The sequence below is a fragment of the Isoalcanivorax indicus genome, from assembly GCF_003259185.1.
Classification (GTDB): Bacteria; Pseudomonadota; Gammaproteobacteria; order Pseudomonadales; family Alcanivoracaceae; genus Isoalcanivorax; species Isoalcanivorax indicus.
Genome location: NZ_QGMP01000001.1, coordinates 255,888 through 274,765 on the forward strand (window position 1 = coordinate 255,888; position 18,878 = coordinate 274,765).

Consider the following 18,878-nt stretch of genomic DNA (forward strand, 5'->3'; position numbering starts at 1 on the left):
TACCAGGTTCAGGACAGGTTGCGCAACGTGCGCAGGGCGCGCACACCCACCGCCAGAGTCATGAAGTCGGGCTGGCCATGTGCTTGCAGTGCATCCAGCCGGCGAATGCTGAAATGAATGCTGTCACGGTGCGCGGCTTCCCAGTTGGCAAAGCGTGCCTCGGCGCTGTCGCCGGGCCGGGCCAGCACCCGCGCGGTGACTTGCCGCTGTAGCCGGTAGCTGTCTTCGCGCAGGTTGGCGCGCGCCAGGGCCTGCCATTTGTCCTGCACGCCAAGGTGAATGATCGAGGACAGCAGCCACAGCATGTTCAATCGGTCGCCCACCAGAAAATAACAGGCGGCAGCCAGATTGGTGTCGCAGCCCGCTGCCTCGGCGAGTTCGATGATGTCCGGCGCGCTGCCCAGGACCAGTGTGTTGGCCAGCGCGCGGGCGGTGTGGTCGGGCACAGCGTCCTGCACCAGGGCAGAACAGGCGTCGTCCCACTCCTCGCGGTAGGAGGGCGTGAGCACGTCCGGCAAGGTATTTTCCAGATGCCGCAACGGATCGCGGAAACGTGCCCGGGCATCATTGATCTGGCCGCCGCTGTGCGGGCTGCGCAACAGCCATTGGGTAAGATGCCGCAGCAGGCCGGTGACGCGGGTGTACAGCCGCCGTTGCAGATCGGCATCGACCTGGCTGTCCAGCGTATCAATCATATGCCAGTAGGCATCGCCGTCGCAGATCGCCCAGGCCATGGCGAAGGCCTTGACGGTGTCCGCCGGGGCAATGCCGTGATCATCCAGCAGCCGGTACACAAAGGTACTGCCCATATGATTGACGACACGGTTGGCCAACTGGGTAGAAATGATCTCGCGGCGCAAGCGGTGTGACAGCAGGCTGTCGCGAAAACGGGTGTGCATCTGCGCCGGGAAATAGTGCAGCAGGCTGTCGGCAAAACTCGGATCATCCGGAACGGGCGATGCCAGCACCGCATCGAACAATGTGATCTTGCTGTAGGCCATCAGCACGGCCAGTTCCGGGCGCGTCAACCCGGCGCCGTCCGTGCGGCGCTCCGCCAGCGTGTCGTCATCCGGCAGGTCTTCCTGCTCACGCACCAGTAATCCTTCGCGTTCCAGGGCGCGCATCAGGTGACTGTGTTCATCCAGGCGCTCGGCGGCGTCCTGCTCCTGCAGGCTCAGCGCCAGACTTTGCAGGCTGTTGTCGCGCAGCACCTGCGATGCCAGGGTATCGGTCATCTCCGCCAGTAACGGATCACGCGCACTGCGCGCCAGTTGGCCAGTCTGCATCAGGCTGTTCAGTGGAATCTTGATATTCACTTCGCGGTCGGAGCTGTGCACCCCACCGGCATTGTCGATGGCATCGGTATTGATGCAGCCACCGTTGAGGGCATATTCCACCCGGCCCGCCTGAGTGAAGCCCAGGTTGCCGCCTTCGCCCACCACCTTGCAGCGCAAGGTGCGGGCATTGACCCGCAGGGCATCATTGGCGCGATCACCCACATCCTGATGGCTTTCGTGGCTGGCTTTGACATAGGTGCCGATGCCGCCATTGAACAGCAATTCCACCGGCGCCGTCAGGATGGCGCGGATCAGTTCATTGGGCGTCAGCACGCGGGCATCAATATCCAGCGCAGCGCGTGCCTGATCGCTCAGGGTGATGCTCTTTGCGCTGCGCGGCCAGATACCACCGCCTTCGGATATCAGCGCGCTGTCATAGTCGGGCCAGCCGGATCGTGGCAGCGCAAAGAGCCGTTGCCGTTCAGCAACGCTACTGGCGGCATCCGGCGCTGGATCAATAAAGATATGCTGGTGATTGAAGGCGGCCACCAGGCGAATATGTGGCGACAACAGCATGCCATTGCCGAACACATCGCCGCCCATGTCGCCGATGCCGACCACGGTGAAATCTTCGCGCTGGATATCCTTGCCTTGCTCACGAAAATGCCGCTTCACACTTTCCCAGGCGCCGCGCGCGGTAATGCCCATCTTCTTGTGGTCGTATCCGGCGGAGCCGCCCGAGGCGAAGGCGTCGCCCAGCCAGAAGCCATACTCGGCGGCGATCTCGTTGGCGATATCCGAAAACGTGGCTGTGCCCTTGTCAGCGGCCACCACCAGATAGGGGTCGTCATCATCGTAGCGCACCACATCGGGCGGGGGCACCACGGTATCGCCGTCGCGGTTGTCGGTGATGTCCAGCAGACCGCGCAAGAACGTGCGATAGCACGCCTTGCCCTGGGCCTGCCAGGCATCCCGGTCTGATGGATCACCGCGCTTCACCACAAAGCCACCCTTGGCGCCCACCGGCACGATGATGGCGTTCTTCACCATCTGCGCTTTCACCAGGCCAAGCACTTCGGTGCGAAAATCCTCGCGCCGATCCGACCAGCGCAGGCCACCGCGGGCGACCTTGCCGCCGCGCAGGTGTATCGCTTCCATATCTGGCGAGTAGACAAAGGTTTCAAAGACCGGCCGAGGGTGTGGCAACTCGGGCAGCTTCTGCGGATCGAGCTTCAGACTGATCCAGGTGCGTGCATGGCCCTTGTCATCGGTCTGGAAAAAGTTGGTGCGCAGGGTGGCGCGCACCACATCCAGATAGCCGCGCAGCACACGGTCTGCATCCAGGGTGGCGACGTTGTCCAGCGCATCATCCAGCGCCTGCGCCAGGGCCAGGCCTTGCTGCTGGCGCTTGCTGGCGTCGCGCTGCGGATCGAAGCGCGCCTCGAACAGGCTGACGATCCGGTGGGCGTAGCCGTTGTGCTCGGACAACAGTTGCGCCATGTAATGCTGCGAATACGGCAGGCCGGTTTGCAACAGATAGCGCGTCAGCACACGCAGGCACACGATCTGGCGCCAGTTCAGCCCGGCGGCCATGACCAGTTGATGCAGACTGTCGTTCTCGCTCTCGCCATGCCAGCATTTGAGAAAGGCGGTCTCGAAGGTGTCTTTCAACGCTTCCTGGGACAGGGCGCAATCCCCCTGCACACGAACCTCGAACGCCTGTATCCATAACGTCTCGCCATCGCGGGGCGTGATGCGTGTCGGGTCCTGGCGCACGACCCGCAGGCCGAAATTCTCCAGGGTGGGTAACACATCAGACAGGGCAATCGGCTGTTGCCAGCTATACAGCTTGAGGGCGGTGGGGCAGGCGCGTCCCGCCGCTCCCTGGTCCACCAGCAGCCGAGGCAGGATCGGTGTGTCGGCACTGATGCGCGCCAGATAGTGAATGTCTGTGGCGGCTTCGGTGATGTCCGTGTGGCTGCTGTAGGCCAGCGGAAAGGCATCAATAAAACGGTTGGCCAACAGGCGGCCGCCTGCGCCGGGTTGTTGCAGCAGTTGATCCCGCAGCCGGTCGCGCCAGCTGCGGGTGGCCTGGATCAGGCGCTCTTCCACTTCGTCGGTACGCAGGCCAATCCGGGTGCCCGGCGGCGTGCGCACGATGAAATGCATGCGCGCCAGATCACCACGCAGAAAATCCACATTGCGATCAATGGACAGGCCACCGCAGATGCGCATCAGTTCCTCGGCCATGCGATCACGTATTTCCCGCGCATAGCGATCCCGTGGCAGGTACACCATGCAGGAATAGAAACGGCCATACCGGTCGCGACGCATGAACAGGCGCAACTGATGGCGATCGCGCAATGCGCGTATGCCCATGCAGGTGTCGTAGAGCTCCTCGGCAGAAGACTGGAACAGTTCATCCCGGGGGAGCTGGTGCAGGATATCCTGGAGGTTCTTGCCTGAATGCGAGCGCGCGGGCAGCCGCGAGCGGGTCATCACATGATCCGCCTTGCGCCGTATCAACGGAATGTCCCAGGGTTTGCTGATATAGACATCCAGTGAAAAGAGGCCGACAAAACGGTGCGTGCCGATCAGGGTGCCGTCGTTGGCGAACTGCTTCACCGAGATGATATCCATGTACTGCGGATGATGGATGGGGGAACGGGCATTGGCCTTGGTGACCACCAGCAGGTGGTTGGATTGTGCGTGACGACGCAACTCATCCATCGGTGCAATGAATTCATCGGTGTTGGCAAAGCGTTCTCCGGCGCGGGTCAGGCCCAGGCCGTGCTCATCCAGCGTCTGCAGCAGGAATTCGCCTTCATCATCCGTGCCCGCCTGCGAGCGCGAATAACCGAGAAAGGTGAAATGATCGTCAGTCAGCCAGCGTAAAAACGCAGCGGCTTCATCGCAATTTGCCTGGTCCTGATTTGCCGGGGCCTGGGTCAGGGCATCCGCCTGATCCAGCATGGCCTGACGCATGGCCGGGAAATCCGCGACCACCTGGCGCACGTCATGCAGCACCCCATGCAGTGTGTCTTCCAGCTGAGGATAGGCGTCATCGCTGCCTTCCAGCGGTTCAAATTCGATATGAATCAGGGATTCTGCCGCGTCGTCGCCAGCGGCCGTGCCCAGCACCTCAAGCAGGTGCCCATTGGCATCGCGGCGCATGCGCAGCAGCGGGTGCACGGTCCAGTCAATGGCGCTGCCGGTATCGCGGATCGCCATGCTCAGCGAATCCATCAGAAAGGGCATGTCATCCGTGATCGTGGTCAGTTGTGCAAACCAGGGCAGGCTTTCATCGCGCGGCGGGGTCAGGGTGAGCAGCGCTTCATCGGCACGGCGTTGTGCGGCCAGCTTCCAGTGTTGCCAGGCGATACGAAACAGATGCTCTGGTGGGCGGGCGGTGAGGGCGCCGGGGGAGGCGAGTTCAAAATAATGATGCAGGAAGGTATGAAAGCGCTGGCGTAGCGCATCGGGGTCATCGGCGTTCAGGGTATTGATGTGGGCCGTCGCCAGGCCGTCGAGCTGAGCCAGCAGTAAATCATGCTGACGATCAGAGTGATCAGGCATGCCACCTCCTCAGTGCTGACTTTCAGTATAGCGCTGGGGGAGGGGGCTACAAGGGACCGTAAAGCCGGACCGGCGTGCCAGCCCGGCAGGGGCGGGATCAGTGCTCGTGACCGCCTTCACCATGGACATGGCCATGGGACAGCTCTTCCGCGCTGGCTTCGCGCACTTCGGTGATTTCCACATCGAAATGCAGCGTGGCGCCCGCAAGTGGGTGATTGCCGTCTACCGTGACGGAGTCGCCTTCCACTTCGGTGATGGTGAACAGACGCGGGCCCGCATCGGTCTGTGCCTGAAACTGCATGCCGGGCAGCACTTCGTCCACACCCTCGAAGGCTTCACGCGGTACGGTCTGGATCAGGCCGTCGTGGCGCTCACCATAGCCTTCTTCCGGCGCCACGGTGACATTGAGCTTGTCGCCCACTTGCTTGCCGGACAGCGCGTTTTCGAGGCCGGGAATGATGTTGCCGTGACCGTGCAGGTAAGCCAGCGGCTCGTTACGCTCGCGGGAGGTGTCCAGCGTGGTGCCAGCATCATCGGTGAGGGTGTAGTGGATCGCCACTACGGCGTTGTCTGCGATCTGCATGAAAAATCCGGTTCTGACTGTAAGTGGAGCCCCCCATGCTAACGGTCCTCGGCGCTGCTGGCCACCGCAGGGCCTGCCGAACGACGAATATCCCCTGAAATCAGTGTCTTGTGATGCCGTCATCGCCCCGGCCGTCGATTCCCGCTACACTCAAGACATGCTTATCGACCGCTTCAATCGCCATGTGGACTATGTCCGGCTGTCTGTGACCGACCGCTGCGACTTCCGCTGCGTCTATTGTATGGCGGAGCAGATGACCTTTCTGCCCCGTGCGGAAATCCTGTCCCTGGAAGAGCTGCACCGGGTGGCACGCACCTTTGTGCAACTGGGCGTGCGGCGTATTCGCCTGACGGGTGGGGAGCCGCTGGTGCGCCCCGGCATCGAGCAACTGGCGGGCTGGATCGCCGCCGAGCCCGGTCTCGATGAGTTGACCCTGACCACCAATGCAGGCCGCCTGGCCGACAAGGCGCAAGCGCTCCGGCGTGCGGGTGTGCGGCGCATCAATATCAGCCTGGACAGTCTCGACCCGGAACGCTTCAGGGCCTTGACCCGTACCGGGGATCTGGATCAGGTGCTGGCCGGGATCGAAGCCGCGCGCCAGGCCGGGTTTGCTCGCATTCGCCTGAATAGCGTGATTCTGCGTGGTCGCAATGATGATGAGGTGCCCGCGCTGGTCGCCTTCGCGCTCGCACGCGATATCGATATCGCCTTTATCGAAGAGATGCCACTGGGCAGCATCAGTGAGCACAGCCGCGCTGAAGCGTTTGTGTCGTCGGTGGAACTCAGGGATATTCTGGCGCAGCACTATACGCTGGTGCCGGCCACGGACAGCACCGCCGGGCCGTCACGTTACTGGCATGTGCCCGGGGCGCGTTCGCGCATCGGCTTTATCTCGCCGCACTCACATAATTTCTGCCATCTGTGCAACCGCGTGCGCGTGACCGTGGAAGGGCGTTTGCTGTTATGTCTGGGTAACGAACACAGCGTGGACCTGAAACCGCTATTGCGCGACTACCCGAACGACGATGGCCCGCTTGCGCGGGCCATCGTGGCGGCCATGGATCTCAAGCCGGAGCAGCATCATTTCAGTCATGACGACAACGCCGAGCAACTGGTGCGCTTCATGAACATGACCGGCGGTTGAGCGGCTGATCAGAACTGTTGCCGCACACCAAGACGCCAGTGAGTGGTATCCACTTTGCTACCGGGCCCTCCCAGATTGGTGTCGTGGCGGGTGTCTTCATAGCCCAGCGTTACACCAAAGCCGTTCGCAAAGGGTGAGCTGCCCAGTTCAATGCCTGTAACCCGAGGTTTGACCCGGAACGCACTGCTGCCCAGGCGTGCTCTCGCGTGGGCATCGCCATAGTAGAGATGGGCGTCGATCAAATGTCCCCAGGCTGCCCGCGCGCCAATACGAAAGCCTTCGCCCTGCATCGTAATGCCATCCAGCAAGGTCATCCGGTTGTAGGTGATCTGGGCGTAGCCGCTATAGTGCAGATCACCCTGGACCAGAGTGTAATAGGCGCCCGGCCCTATGGAGAGCTGGTCAAGCGGGTTGATGGATTCCGGCCCGCCGCCGCCCGAGGCGTCGTAGTTGGTGCCGAGGAACGTGGCCGCCAGGAACATATTCGGTATGGGGGACACCATGCCGCTGATCAGGAAGCCTTCATTCAGGTCCCAGTTATCGCCACCACTCTCTTTCAGGTCGCCGCTGACGAGATAGCCGAGCTGTATCTGATTATAAGACAGGGGCAGTGGCGCCTCCGTGACGCGGCTACGGGGGCTGTCGAACAGATAGCGCAGACCCAGTTCGGTCGTGTTATTACTGAACGATGCTGAAGACCCGGACTCTTCCAGTGACAGACTGCCTCGGGTCATGGCCAGGTGCAGCGCGACATTCGGAGACAGGCTGTAGAGCAGATCAAAGCCCATGAGCCAGGGGTCCAGGTCGAGCGTACTGCCGCCAATCGGGGTGTCGGTGCGCGCCGTGCGATACCACAGGCCGAGTTCCAGCGGATCAAGCACCTGAGCGCGCAGACCCGCGCCGACGCCATAACCCGTGCCGGTGAGATTGAGCATCGAGTAGTGGTCTACGGATACATCACCCCATACCTGCATCGGCACCCCGGCAAGGTCGAACGGCAGATGGCCGCCGACCGCGATGCTGTGCCAGTCGTTATTACTGCCGTTCACGAAGCCGCCCCCGGGGCCGGGTGTCCGGGCATCCCAGCTGCGGCTGATGGCGCGCAGGTGTACGTGATCGTGGACGGAAAAAGCGGTGTCCAGCGTAAAGCCACTCAGATAAACACGGTCGTTTATGACCAGCGTGTGGGTTTTGCCATCCACAATGCGAGCCAGATCGACATAGTCCCAGCTCAGTGAGGCGTTGGCCGTACCGTACAGGCACGGCAGGACACACAGCGCGAGCCGTGCAAAACGTATAGGGAAAGGCATTGCGGTTCCTCCGCGTTGTTTTTGGACGTGCTACAACTGCTTTGGATACTAAGCCTATTGTTTGATTTGGGGAATCATTCAGAGATAGTGCATGTCGGTCAGCGCACAGGACATATGCCACAAACGTTCACCGACTTCTTCATCGCGGGCATAGCGTGTGGCGTAGGCACGGGTGGGGGGTCCCATGGTTTCTTTCAGGCGGGCAGGGCCGTAGTAGCCGCCGGGCTCGATGTCTTCGGTGGTGGCGGCATACAGGGTTGGCAAGGCCCCGTTTTTCGGGCTTTGGGTAAACAGCGGCATCAACAGCCGCACCACCGCGCCGATCTTCAGCGGGCTCTGGTCCACCAGCCCCGGTGTAACCAGATTGGTGCCTGATACGCCTGGATGACAGGCCACCGATATCGCCTGCGCCCCGGCAGCGGTCAGCCGACGTTGCAGCTCAATGGCAAAAATCAGATTGGCCACCTTGCTTTGCGCGTAGGCGCGCTGGCGCTGGTAGTTTCCGGCCAGCGACAGATCATCGAAATGCATGCGCCCGCCCCGATGAGCGATGCTGCTCACGGTGACGATGCGCGCCCCCGGCACATCGCGGATCATATCCAGCAGCAGCCCGGTCAATGTGAAATGACCGAAGTGATTCGTGGCCAACTGGCTTTCAAAGCCATCTTCGGTCAGTTCGCGCTGCACCCACATGATGCCGGCATTATTGATCAGCAGGTCGAGCCGGTCATGGCGCTGGCGCAGGATGGCGGCGCTTTCATGCACTGCCGCCTGGCGAGACAGATCCAGCGGCAGGAACTCCAGCGACGCCTTGGGATAATCCCTGCTGATATCGGCCATGGCAGCCTCGCCCTTGTCCTGGCTGCGGCAGGCCAGGATCACGTGGGCGCCCTTGCCCGCCAGCGCCCGGGCGGCTTCCAGGCCGATCCCGCTGTTGGCGCCGGTGATCAGCACGCGGCGGCCGTGTTGGTCGGGGATATCCTTGATGCTCCAGCTCATGATCCGGCTCCCGGGTCAGTCAGGTTGCGCTGCATCAATGCCAAGGCTGGACCAGATGTCGTCCACCCGCTGTTTTACCGCAGCATCCATGGTGATCGGCGTGCCCCACTCGCGGTCGGTCTCGCCCGGCCACTTGTTGGTGGCGTCCATGCCCATCTTCGAGCCCAGCCCGGACACCGGCGAGGCGAAATCGAGATAGTCGATGGGCGTGTTCTCCACCAGCGTGGTATCACGCGCGGGGTCCATGCGTGTGGTCATGGCCCAGATCACATCTTTCCAGTCGCGCGCGTTGATGTCATCGTCGCAAACGATCACAAACTTGGTGTACATGAACTGCCGCAGGAACGACCAGACCCCCATCATGACGCGCTTGGCATGACCAGGATACTGCTTCTTCATGGTCACCACCGCCACCCGGTAAGAGCAGCCCTCCGGCGGCAGATAGAAGTCGGTGATCTCCGGAAACTGTTTGCGCAGGATCGGCACAAACAGCTCGTTCATGGCCACACCCAGAATTGCCGGTTCATCCGGCGGGCGCCCGGTGTAGGTGCTGTGATAGATCGGGTCGCGGCGATGCGTGATGCGCTCCACCGTGAACACCGGGAAGCGGTCGACCTCGTTGTAGTAGCCGGTGTGGTCGCCGAACGGGCCTTCATCGGCATAATCATCCGGATAGATATGCCCCTCCAGCACAAACTCCGCACTGGCCGGGACCTGCAGATCACTGCCCAGGCAGTTGGCCACTTCCGTGCGGCCACCACGCAGCAACCCGGCAAAGGCATATTCGCTCAAGGTATCCGGCACGGGCGTGACGGCACCGAGGATGGTGGCCGGATCGGCACCCAGTGCCACCGCCACCGGGAAGGGTTCGCCCGGGTGTTGCTGCTGCCACGCCTGAAAATCCAGTGCCCCGCCACGATGGCTGAGCCAGCGCATGATCAGCCGATTGCGGCCGATCAACTGCTGCCGGTAAATGCCCAGATTCTGGCGCGTCTTGTCCGGCCCCCGGGTAATCACCAGCGGCCAGGTGACCAGCGGCCCGGCATCGCCCGGCCAGCAGGTCTGGATCGGAATCTGGTAGAGATCCACATCGTTGCCTTCAATAACGCGCTGCTGGCAATCCGGCGAACCCACCACCTTCGGGTTCATGGCCAGCACCTGCTTCAGGATTGGCAACTTGGACAGCGCATCACGAAACCCCTTGGGCGGCTCCGGCTCCTTCAGGAAGGCGAGCAACTCACCCAGCTCGCGCAGCGCGCCCACATCCTCCTGGCCCATGCCCAGCGCCACCCGGCGCGTGGTGCCAAACAGATTGCCCAGTACGGGAATCGTGCTGCCTTTCACATTCTCGAACAATAATGCCGGGCCGCCCGCGCGCAGAGTGCGGTCGCAGATCTCGGTCATTTCCAGATTCGGGTCCACTTCCACCCGGATGCGTTTCAACTCGCCAAGCTGTTCGAGCTGCTGGATAAAGTCCCGTAAATCCTTGTATTTCATCGCAAACCTCAATCTGTTCCGGTGGGGTGGCGCGGGCCGCGCGAGTGCGTGAGGAGTATAGCACTACACCATCGCAAGCCTGTGTCATGGCGCTGACAGATTCCTGTAGCCCGACTGTCATGCCGCGATAATCTGCTATTCACCCACCGGGATTACGGTCATTCGCAACGTTTCCTGACTACCCCCGAGGGATGCCATCGTGAACATCAAAGCCGTAGACCTGAATACCATCAAGGACAACCCGGAAGCGCCGGTGTGCAACACCAGCGACAATCGTTATTTCGCCGATATCATCCAGGCACGCTATTCGCGCAGAACCTTGCTCAAAGGGTCTCTGGGCGTCGCGGCCGTCAGCTTCCTCGGCGCCGGCCTGGCAGCCTGTGGTGGCAGCAGCTCAAGCTCCGGCTCGGGAAATGGCCCCCTCCCTGCGCCGCGCCTGGGCTTTGAATCCGTCCCCATCACCCGGGCGGATACCATCACCGTGCCTGCAGGCTACACGGCCAAAGCGTTCGTGCCCTGGGGCACGCCGATCACCGGCGCCATGCCGGCGTTCATGACGGATGGCTCCAACACCGGTATCGATCAGCTTCAGCAAGTCGGCTCCCATCATGACGGCATGCACTACTTCCCCATTGATGGCAGCTCCGACCACGGGCTGCTGGTGATCAATCATGAATATGTCGACAAAGCGGTTGTGCATGCCAACGGCGCGTCCTCCTTGCCCCGCCCGATTGATGAAGTGCGCAAGGAAATGGCCGCGCACGGCGTGTCAGTGATTGAAATCCAGAAAAACGCCTCGGGCGACTGGGAGGTAGTGACCTCCATGCTGAACCGCCGCATCACGGCTTTCACAGAGATGGAACTGAAAGGCCCGGTGCGGGGCGATGACCGTGTCAAGACCGCCTATTCCCCGGAAGGCACGCATACCCGTGGCACCCTGAACAACTGCGCCCACGGCTACACCCCCTGGGGTACCTACCTGACCTGTGAGGAAAACTGGCCGGGCTATTTCCATGTGGACATCGACCCGCTGCCCCGCGAGTTCGAGCGCTTTGGCATTTCAGGATGGCAGCAGAACCATTGGCACCAGGCTGAGGAAGCGAACGGTGAACTGACCACCGATACCGCCTTCACCCGCTTTGGTGTCGTGGAATCGGGCGCCGATGCCACCGAGGACTTCCGCAACGAACCCAACAATTTCGGCTGGATTGTCGAGATCGACCCCTTTGACCCGGACAGCACCCCCGTCAAACGCACCGCGCTGGGCCGCTTCTCCCACGAGGGCATCGTGTTTGCCGAGCCGAAAGTGGGCGAACCGATGGTGTTCTACTCCGGCGACGATGCCCGCTTCGAATACATCTACAAGTTCGTATCGAAAAACAACTATCAGGAAGGCCTGCGCGGCGATGACCTGCTGGATGAAGGCACGCTGTATGTTGCACGCTTCAACGACGATGGCACCGGCGAATGGCTGGCGCTGGATATTGACGACGTAGACTTCATGGCTGCCGTAGCGGAGTCTGAATATCACTACACCACCCAGGCCGAAGTGCTGCTCAATACACGCCGCGCCGCCGATATCGCGGGCGCCACCCGCATGGACCGCCCGGAATGGGGCGCCATCTGCCCGCGGACCGGCATGGTGTACTTCACCCTGACCAATAACACCGCGCGCAGCGCCGACGATACAAACCCCGCCAACCCCCGCGCCAACAGCCAAGTCGGCCATATCATCCGCTGGCAGGAAGACGGCAACGCCGCCGCCACAACCTTTGCATGGGATATCTTCGCCCTGGCCGGCAATACCCTGGAACATGGCTTCCAGACCGGCTACAGCTATCCCGCCGGCAAGAACCTGGATGACTCCAACATCTTCGCCGCCCCGGACGGTCTCTGGTTTGATGACAACGGCGTACTCTGGATTCAGACGGATACGTCGGGCGCCCTCATGGGTGGCACCGGCCCCGCCGGTGATTTTGGCAACAACGCCATGCTGGCCGCCGAGCCGGACACTGGTGTGATCAAGCGTTTCCTCGTCGGCCCGGTGGATTGCGAAGTGACGGGCGTGGTCATGACACCTGACAAGAAAACAATGTTCGTCAATATCCAGCACCCGGGCGACAGTTCCTCTCCGAACAACTTCTCCAGTCATTGGCCGGCAGAAGTGGCGGGGGCGCGTCCTCGCTCGGCGACCGTGGTTATTACTCGGGATGATGGTGGAGAAATCGGCATTGCTTGATCGAAATGCACCGCGATAACGGGTGCCCGCCAATAAAGGACACCTGCTAAACAAAGAAAGCCGGCGTAAGCCGGCTTTCTTGTGCGCCCCGATCCAGCGGGGTTGCCTTCACTTGCCCGGCGCGGCAGTATCGAACGCAGGGTTACTGGCAAGCCGGACAAGCACCCAGCAGAGGTGCTGCCTGCAATGCCTTCTTCAATACGCCGCAAACACAAGATGCTCGCCGCTGCATGGGATGATGCGCGGTATGTCGGGTAGGGCGGTAGCGTGTCTGGAATCCCTTTCCGTTTGGACAGTGTGATTGAAATGGGAAAAGAAGAAGGCGCTGTTATTGGGAAAGCAAAGCGCATGCGCGCCACAACCCATTGATGGGAAAGCATTATTCATCAATATGCGAAATTGTATATTGTGATAGGCCGCAGGCGTCGTTTTTGGATATATGAGCCGGCGTCTTAATACCTGTTAGGCAAAACAAAAGTCTTGGAAATGAGGGTGAGCTTTGAATTCGATGTGAGGATCTTGTTTGGGTTGGAAGTGAGCGTTAAGGCAATGATTCAATCGTTAGTGGAGGTGCTTATGAAAAACTCATTCGTCTTGTTTACATGCGTTTGGTGCGGAGTGGCGTTTCTGCGGGCCTGGCTTGGGACACTTCCAACCCAAACGAGAGATTAGCATCGGTGGATTTGCTTGCCTGTCCAAGAGAAACGAGAGGGGGTTCGATTCCTCCTCCCCGCACCAAATCGAAGGTAAACTTTTATGGCCATGCGAAGCACCTACCCAATGACCTGTGATTGTGGCCATAAGGGTGCTGTAAAGATGAGCGAGAATGACCAGCCTTATTCCAAAATGTATGAGAGTTATTCTCTCGAAAACCTTATTGGCGGCAGTTATAGAGTCGATGGGTTTGAAGAGTGGCCAGGGGTATTTGAGGCACTAAAACCGAAATGCCCACAGTGTGGAAAGCGATTGGGGCCGGAGCACTTTGATAGATCATCTGCCTAACCAAGCAAGTCACGGCGACGTTTACTACATTTCGGCTTCGCCTCCATTCCGTAACCGCGCGTGCTTAGCGGCGTTATGAGCTGTCTACCTCAAACATCGCCATTAACATACAACCATTTTGAAGTAACTTTCTATGGCAAATAAACCGAGATATGGAAGTCAGCATTCTGATACAGACTGGGGATGTGACTACTTTGAAGTAACTACTTCGTCCACAACTGAAAAAATAAAAGTATGTCATGTGGAAGTCAAAGATATAAAAATAATATCGGAAGCATTAGCAAAAACAGTACTTGATACTTCTTGGATGACAAGTTTAGATGTTGGCAGTAGAAGAGCTTATGACAGGACAGTTCGAGATACAGCATCTGCTTTAATAGAAATATTTGAATCCACAACATCACCATCAGACGTTGGGGTTGAATTCGGTGAAATTATGGTTTCAATCGGATCGACTAGAGCACTAGAGAAAATATTTAACCATGTAATTATACCTATAGCAGAACTCTGGAAACCACAGAAAAAACAAAATGAGGGATTCGATTTCCACACTGTATGTGGAGAGGAGTTAATTAATTTTGGAGAGGCAAAATATTCGGGAAATTCAAGCCCTCATGGCAATGCAATAAACCAGTCAAAAAGATTTATTGAAGAAGAAAAACATCTTAGAGATTATGTTCATTTGAAAGTGCTTGCTTCAGATCCAGCAATTGAAAATCTAAATAACGATAGCTTTGGAATCGTAGCGTCATTTTCAATTAATGCTAGGGACCCTCTGGAAGTTCTAAAAAATGCCATAGAGTCAGCTGAAGAAAAACTATCCTTAGATAGTATTAAGGCTGTATATCTTGTGGGAGTTAGCCAATGAACATAATTGATATTGCGAAAGAATCCGAACCAGCCAAGGGTCTTTCAGAATTATTAGACATCCTCCACAAAGAAGGTCCAGTAAGCTCTGAAATTTTAGAAAAAATATCTTATTATAAAAAGTTTCATCCTGATATATTCGAAACCGAAGAAGAAAAAATAATTGCGTCTCTCGGGCTTTTCTACAAAATACCTAGGCCGAGTAATTTATATTCGTTCTTATTATCTGGTATAGGAAGACAACATAAGGAGGATTTCGGGGAATATTTAACACCTGTGCAGGCAAGTGTTAGGAGAGCAGTCAATAATAATAAAATTATTTCAATTTCTGCCCCAACAAGTGCCGGAAAATCATATTCTATAAGAGATTTTATCGCTGAAAGTGATGGGGATGCTGTAGTAATTGTCCCGTCTAGGGCATTGATTGCTGAATACGTTAATACAATGAGGCAGAAATTCAAAGGTGATAAAAATGTAATGATATCATCATTTGTAGATAATGTTTTCAAGTCACGAAATCCAAGAAGGATTTTTATTCTTACTCCAGAGCGCGCCAGAGATCTATTCCTGGCCAATCTAAATTTAAATGTTAAAGTGTTTTTCTTTGACGAAGCGCAAGTCTCAGAAGAAAATGAAAGAGGAATTATTTTCGATGTTATTGTTCGGAGAGTTAAAAAATACTTTGATGCAGCAAAGTTAATATTTGCACACCCATTTGTTGAAAACCCAGATGCACAAATTAAAAAACATAACTTCTCTGAGAAAGATGGCTTCTCAAGGTCATATACACATGGTGCGGTTGGTAAGGTATTTATATACCAGCATAAAAATAAAAAGTTTTATTACTTCTCGCCATTTTCAGATCGTGGCCATCAAATTAAAAAATGTATAGAACATGATCAGAAATTTAGTGATTTTGCGTTCGATGGCACTCATTCCGTCCTAGTATATGTATCAAAGGCATCTATATACAATGGCAAGTATATTCAGCCATTTAAAAAATATATCGATAACTATGAAGAAATAGATTCAGTAGAAGCTGAAGAGATTATCAATACAATCGAACATCTCCTAGGGGCTGATAACGATGAGCATAATTCCGAGCTTGTATCACTGCTGCGTAAAGGTATTGTTATTCATCATGGTTCAGTACCATTAGAAGTTAGATTTCTCGTTGAAGATCTAATAAGACAAGGGCACGCAAAAATTTGCTTTGCCACAAGTACCCTCGCACAGGGCGTTAACATGCCATTCGATATAGTTTGGCTTAATAACATGAATATTATTGGCGAGAACGAACAAAGTAAGTCTTTATCATTTAAAAACCTTATAGGAAGGGCCGGCAGGCTTTCTAATACTCCCGAATTTGATTTTGGGTATGTGTTTACCAAGAGCCCTCAGCTTCTATCAAAGAGAGTAAATGAAAAATTCTCATTAGAGGAGGTGTCAATCATTGACACTCCGGATGTCAGTAATGATCCGGATACTTCAGAACTATTAAATTCAATAAAAGAAAACACCTTCGATGATGACAAGCAAGCTCCTCTATCGAAGATAGAACGACTAGGGCAGCCGGAAATTATCAAGTACTGCAAAGCAGTACTTGATATTATTTATAATGATGATTCGATAAAAGATAACCTATGCGGAGCCAAAAATGAATTTAATAGAGAATCTTTAAAGCAGCATTTTCAATTTATTTTTGAGGCTTCGATTAATAGGGTTTTACACGAAGGTGAATTGGCGGTCTTTAGGCAAGCAATATCAATCTTTATTCAGGTAATACAAGGGCGCTCCTTTAGGGAAATTGTTGGTATTCGCTATAGCTACATCTCTAAAAAGGATGAAGGGCATCAAGGTTACGCTGCTTTTGCGCAGCCTGCCGCAAAACTACCAAAGAGCACGTTGACTAATACATACTCAATTTTCAACCAAAACACCATGGCCAGAGATGTCAGCTACGATGCAGTGGTCTTCGATACTTATGACTATATGGATCAAGTCATCTCGTTTTCACTAACGGACTCTTTCATGACTTCATTCAAGGTGTATAAGGATAATACGTCGGATCAGCGAGCTGACAAAATGTTAGAGTTACTACGGTTTGGTACAAATAATTCAGTACATACGTTCCTAATGCGATACGGATTCCCTCCTGAAGATGTTGTAGAGTTATCAAAGTACATATTGTTCATTAATGAAGATACTATTACTTTTAAGCCTGAAATCTCTGATGCTCCCAAATATCTGCAAGAAATGGCTGATTGGTACTTACCAGAGTAGGCTCATAACAAGTGGCTCTAGGCGACCCGAGTTCCCCAAGAAAAGTAGGCACCTAATCCCCACTTAACGGAGGGTGTCATTATGACCACAATGTATATGGAGTTAGGTCTCCCATTCCCCACGAAAAGTGCTCCTTTGGGAAATGGTAGACCTGCCCCGGCGATTTGCGGAGCAAGCATGAAGTTGCCGGGCGGGGCCTCGATACTATGACTGGGTCAACTTTCTAGTCAGCGCAGCCTCTGTCGGCCAACCACTGATCCAATATCGGTTCAAGAAGCGGTGAAAGAGCTGAGTTGCCGAAAAGGTGAAGTTTGACGAGGAAAAGGAAGCCCGGGTTCTGAGTGTTAAAATGTCGGCTATTAAGTAATGAATGCGTTGCGTCAGGGAGTACTTCAGTCTGAAAGTTCCGGCGGCGCTGGCCTAGCGAAGACAAGAACTCCTGTGTGTTGGCAATATCGACATTCAGGTCGTCCTTCCCAAGCAGCATAAGCAAAGGCTGTTCTATGTAGGGGTACTCAGAAGACGCATCCGCCTGAAAATTATTCAATGCAAAAGTGAATCTGTCTGGCGACATGGCTTTCTTCTGGTCTGGAATCGAATTCAGGTAGGCCTCATAGGTGGGGTTGCCGGAAAGAAAGGCGATGTGGTCCAGGTGCTTCTCTCTGGCTAGCTGTATGGCCTCGGGGCTTGCGCCTTCTTTTTGCAGGCGTGTCTTCGTCAGATACCACCCCTGGTCGGCCCAGTTGATGGCAAAGCCAATGCCGATTAAAAACGCCACGCTTTGGCTCTGATTGGCGACGGCAGGGATCACCCATCCTGCCTGGCTGAAGCCCAGCAAGCCGATAGCAGGCCGCTGTGGCCCAAAGCGGTGCTCCAGATAGTGAATGGCCGCCAATACTTCCTGTTGCCGATCTTCCATGGTTTGATGCAGCCAGTTGCCAGAGGAGTCACCGATCCCGGGTTTGTCCCAGGACATTACTGCATAGCCACGTGAACGAAGAAGTTTCCAGATAAGGGGGTAATAGCCATACGCCTCCCGGTCAAGGGGGCCATCCCCATGTACGGTGACTACCACACCGCACATTTTCTGCCCCGGATATGGAGGAAGGTAGATCCCGCTGATGGTATTTTCATTGCTTTGGAAACGGATCTCTTCGGTGTGAAGCGTTGTGCAATGCAACAGTGACAACATTGCAGTGAATAGCAGTATGATTCGCACAGTCAGCTCTCCTTGCCCTGCGGCTGGTCGTCATCATTTGGTTGATGTCGGGGCAGGAGCCGGAATTCAACAGTATTACCAAAGGTAGAGCGCCGGATCAGGGAAAAATGTGGCGGCCCACTGTCTTCCTGGCTCAGGCACAATGTCAGTGTTTCCCGGCCGGCAGGCTCCAGGCGGTAGCAATCGCCGGAGTGATCCGGATCGATGAAAGGGGTTATCTTTGCGGTCTCGGGTTGTTGGCGGGCTAGATCAAAGATATCGAGTTGGTCGGGAAGGGTTTTTCCCGCATTCAGCCAGTGCATGGGTAGGAACTGCAGGGTGGTGTGATAGTCGGTATCGGGAAACCGTGCATTTGCTTCAGCGGCTTTGCTATCCCCAAATAAAAGGGAGGAAAGGGCGAGTATTTCGCCAGCGCCTGAGGAAGTGCCTCCAAGAGCGGCCAGCACCAGATTGATGAATTGCGCATCCTCTTTCTCGGCAGCAGAGGTAATGGGCGAGGCCATAGACCAGATTTCTCCGTCCACGGACTCCGTTCGCGACCAGTAAATTGCCTTTCCCTTGTTATGTTTTATATCGGCAGACAACAAACGCCCGGTTGATGTGTACTGCTCAATCCGTGAAAGGGTTATTGGCGTTCTCTCCAGGATGCCCGGTTTGCTGTATGTGACGGTTTCCCGTATTTCCGTGCCTGTTTCATGAATGTTGACTTGCCTGGATGCCGCTCCGGCCACCTTGCCATTGATGTAGATGTCATACTCATACCGGCTTCCATTGGTATCCGGGTTGCCGTTGGCAATGGTTGCCAACAGAATAAATGACAGAGTAAACAGCGATTTAAGGAGCCATTTTCTTGTTGTCAGGCTTTCAGTGGCGCACATGGAT

General features: G+C 56.0%; 11 protein-coding genes. 4 read left to right on the forward strand and 7 right to left on the reverse strand.

Annotation, left to right across the window (positions count from 1 at the left end; all coding sequences use genetic code 11):
* Positions 1-8 precede the first annotated feature (8 nt).
* A complete protein-coding gene (locus DKW65_RS01190) occupies positions 9-4,853 on the reverse strand; it encodes an NAD-glutamate dehydrogenase (protein WP_111655535.1) in 4,845 nt (1,614 codons plus the stop codon).
* A gap of 97 nt (positions 4,854-4,950) precedes the next feature.
* Positions 4,951-5,436 carry an FKBP-type peptidyl-prolyl cis-trans isomerase gene (locus DKW65_RS01195; RefSeq protein WP_111655536.1) on the reverse strand — a complete coding sequence of 162 codons (486 nt, stop codon included), beginning with the start codon at positions 5,434-5,436 and terminating at the stop codon, positions 4,951-4,953.
* A gap of 157 nt (positions 5,437-5,593) precedes the next feature.
* On the opposite strand from DKW65_RS01195, the gene moaA reads away from it, so the two are divergent.
* Complete coding sequence (moaA, locus tag DKW65_RS01200; protein ID WP_111655537.1) at positions 5,594-6,580, forward strand: GTP 3',8-cyclase MoaA; 987 nt, start codon at positions 5,594-5,596, stop codon at positions 6,578-6,580.
* An 8-nt stretch (positions 6,581-6,588) separates the two neighbouring features.
* Here moaA and DKW65_RS01205 read toward each other — a convergent pair whose 3' ends face one another.
* The 3 genes from DKW65_RS01205 to ubiD form a co-directional block, all read right to left on the reverse strand.
* On the reverse strand, positions 6,589-7,890 hold the full coding sequence (locus tag DKW65_RS01205) for a hypothetical protein (protein WP_111655538.1): 1,302 nt from the start codon (positions 7,888-7,890) through the stop codon (positions 6,589-6,591).
* A gap of 78 nt (positions 7,891-7,968) precedes the next feature.
* Entirely contained in the window at positions 7,969-8,889 is a 921-nt protein-coding gene (locus DKW65_RS01210) for an oxidoreductase (RefSeq protein WP_111655539.1), read from the reverse strand.
* Between the two features lie 15 nt (positions 8,890-8,904).
* Positions 8,905-10,386: a 4-hydroxy-3-polyprenylbenzoate decarboxylase gene (gene ubiD / locus DKW65_RS01215; protein WP_111655540.1), complete on the reverse strand. Its 1,482-nt coding sequence runs from the start codon at positions 10,384-10,386 to the stop codon at positions 8,905-8,907.
* A 199-nt stretch (positions 10,387-10,585) separates the two neighbouring features.
* Here ubiD and DKW65_RS01220 point away from each other — a divergent pair, with 199 nt between their 5' ends.
* The 3 genes from DKW65_RS01220 to DKW65_RS01230 all read left to right on the forward strand — a co-directional run bounded on the left by DKW65_RS01220 (position 10,586) and on the right by DKW65_RS01230 (position 16,777).
* Positions 10,586-12,625, forward strand: coding sequence for a PhoX family protein (locus tag DKW65_RS01220; protein ID WP_245932365.1), 2,040 nt, complete (start codon positions 10,586-10,588; stop codon positions 12,623-12,625).
* 1,135 nt (positions 12,626-13,760) lie between these two features.
* Positions 13,761-14,495, forward strand: coding sequence for a hypothetical protein (locus DKW65_RS01225; protein WP_111655541.1), 735 nt, complete (start codon positions 13,761-13,763; stop codon positions 14,493-14,495).
* A complete protein-coding gene (locus DKW65_RS01230; RefSeq protein WP_111655542.1) occupies positions 14,492-16,777 on the forward strand; it encodes a DEAD/DEAH box helicase in 2,286 nt (761 codons plus the stop codon). Before DKW65_RS01225 ends, DKW65_RS01230 begins: the two co-directional genes overlap by 4 nt.
* Before the next feature lie 223 nt (positions 16,778-17,000).
* Here DKW65_RS01230 and DKW65_RS01235 read toward each other — a convergent pair whose 3' ends face one another.
* Positions 17,001-17,996 carry an alpha/beta hydrolase family protein gene (locus DKW65_RS01235; RefSeq protein WP_111655543.1) on the reverse strand — a complete coding sequence of 332 codons (996 nt, stop codon included), beginning with the start codon at positions 17,994-17,996 and terminating at the stop codon, positions 17,001-17,003.
* Positions 17,997-17,998: 2 nt separating this feature from the next.
* Positions 17,999-18,874, reverse strand: coding sequence for a hypothetical protein (locus DKW65_RS01240; RefSeq protein ID WP_111655544.1), 876 nt, complete (start codon positions 18,872-18,874; stop codon positions 17,999-18,001).
* Between the last annotated feature and the right edge of the window lie 4 nt (positions 18,875-18,878).

Bases quoted from the DNA above. Each gene is read 5' to 3' on its own strand.
- ubiD (WP_111655540.1), bottom strand. From the start codon at position 10,386: ATGAAATACAAGGATTTACGGGACTTTATCCAGCAGCTCGAACAGCTT.
- DKW65_RS01240 (WP_111655544.1), bottom strand. From the start codon at position 18,874: ATGTGCGCCACTGAAAGCCTGACAACAAGAAAATGGCTCCTTAAATCG.
- DKW65_RS01230 (WP_111655542.1), top strand. From the start codon at position 14,492: ATGAACATAATTGATATTGCGAAAGAATCCGAACCAGCCAAGGGTCTT.
- DKW65_RS01195 (WP_111655536.1), bottom strand. From the start codon at position 5,436: ATGCAGATCGCAGACAACGCCGTAGTGGCGATCCACTACACCCTCACC.
- DKW65_RS01210 (WP_111655539.1), bottom strand. From the start codon at position 8,889: ATGAGCTGGAGCATCAAGGATATCCCCGACCAACACGGCCGCCGCGTG.
- DKW65_RS01225 (WP_111655541.1), top strand. From the start codon at position 13,761: ATGGCAAATAAACCGAGATATGGAAGTCAGCATTCTGATACAGACTGG.
- DKW65_RS01190 (WP_111655535.1), bottom strand. From the start codon at position 4,853: ATGCCTGATCACTCTGATCGTCAGCATGATTTACTGCTGGCTCAGCTC.
- moaA (WP_111655537.1), top strand. From the start codon at position 5,594: ATGCTTATCGACCGCTTCAATCGCCATGTGGACTATGTCCGGCTGTCT.
- DKW65_RS01205 (WP_111655538.1), bottom strand. From the start codon at position 7,890: ATGCCTTTCCCTATACGTTTTGCACGGCTCGCGCTGTGTGTCCTGCCG.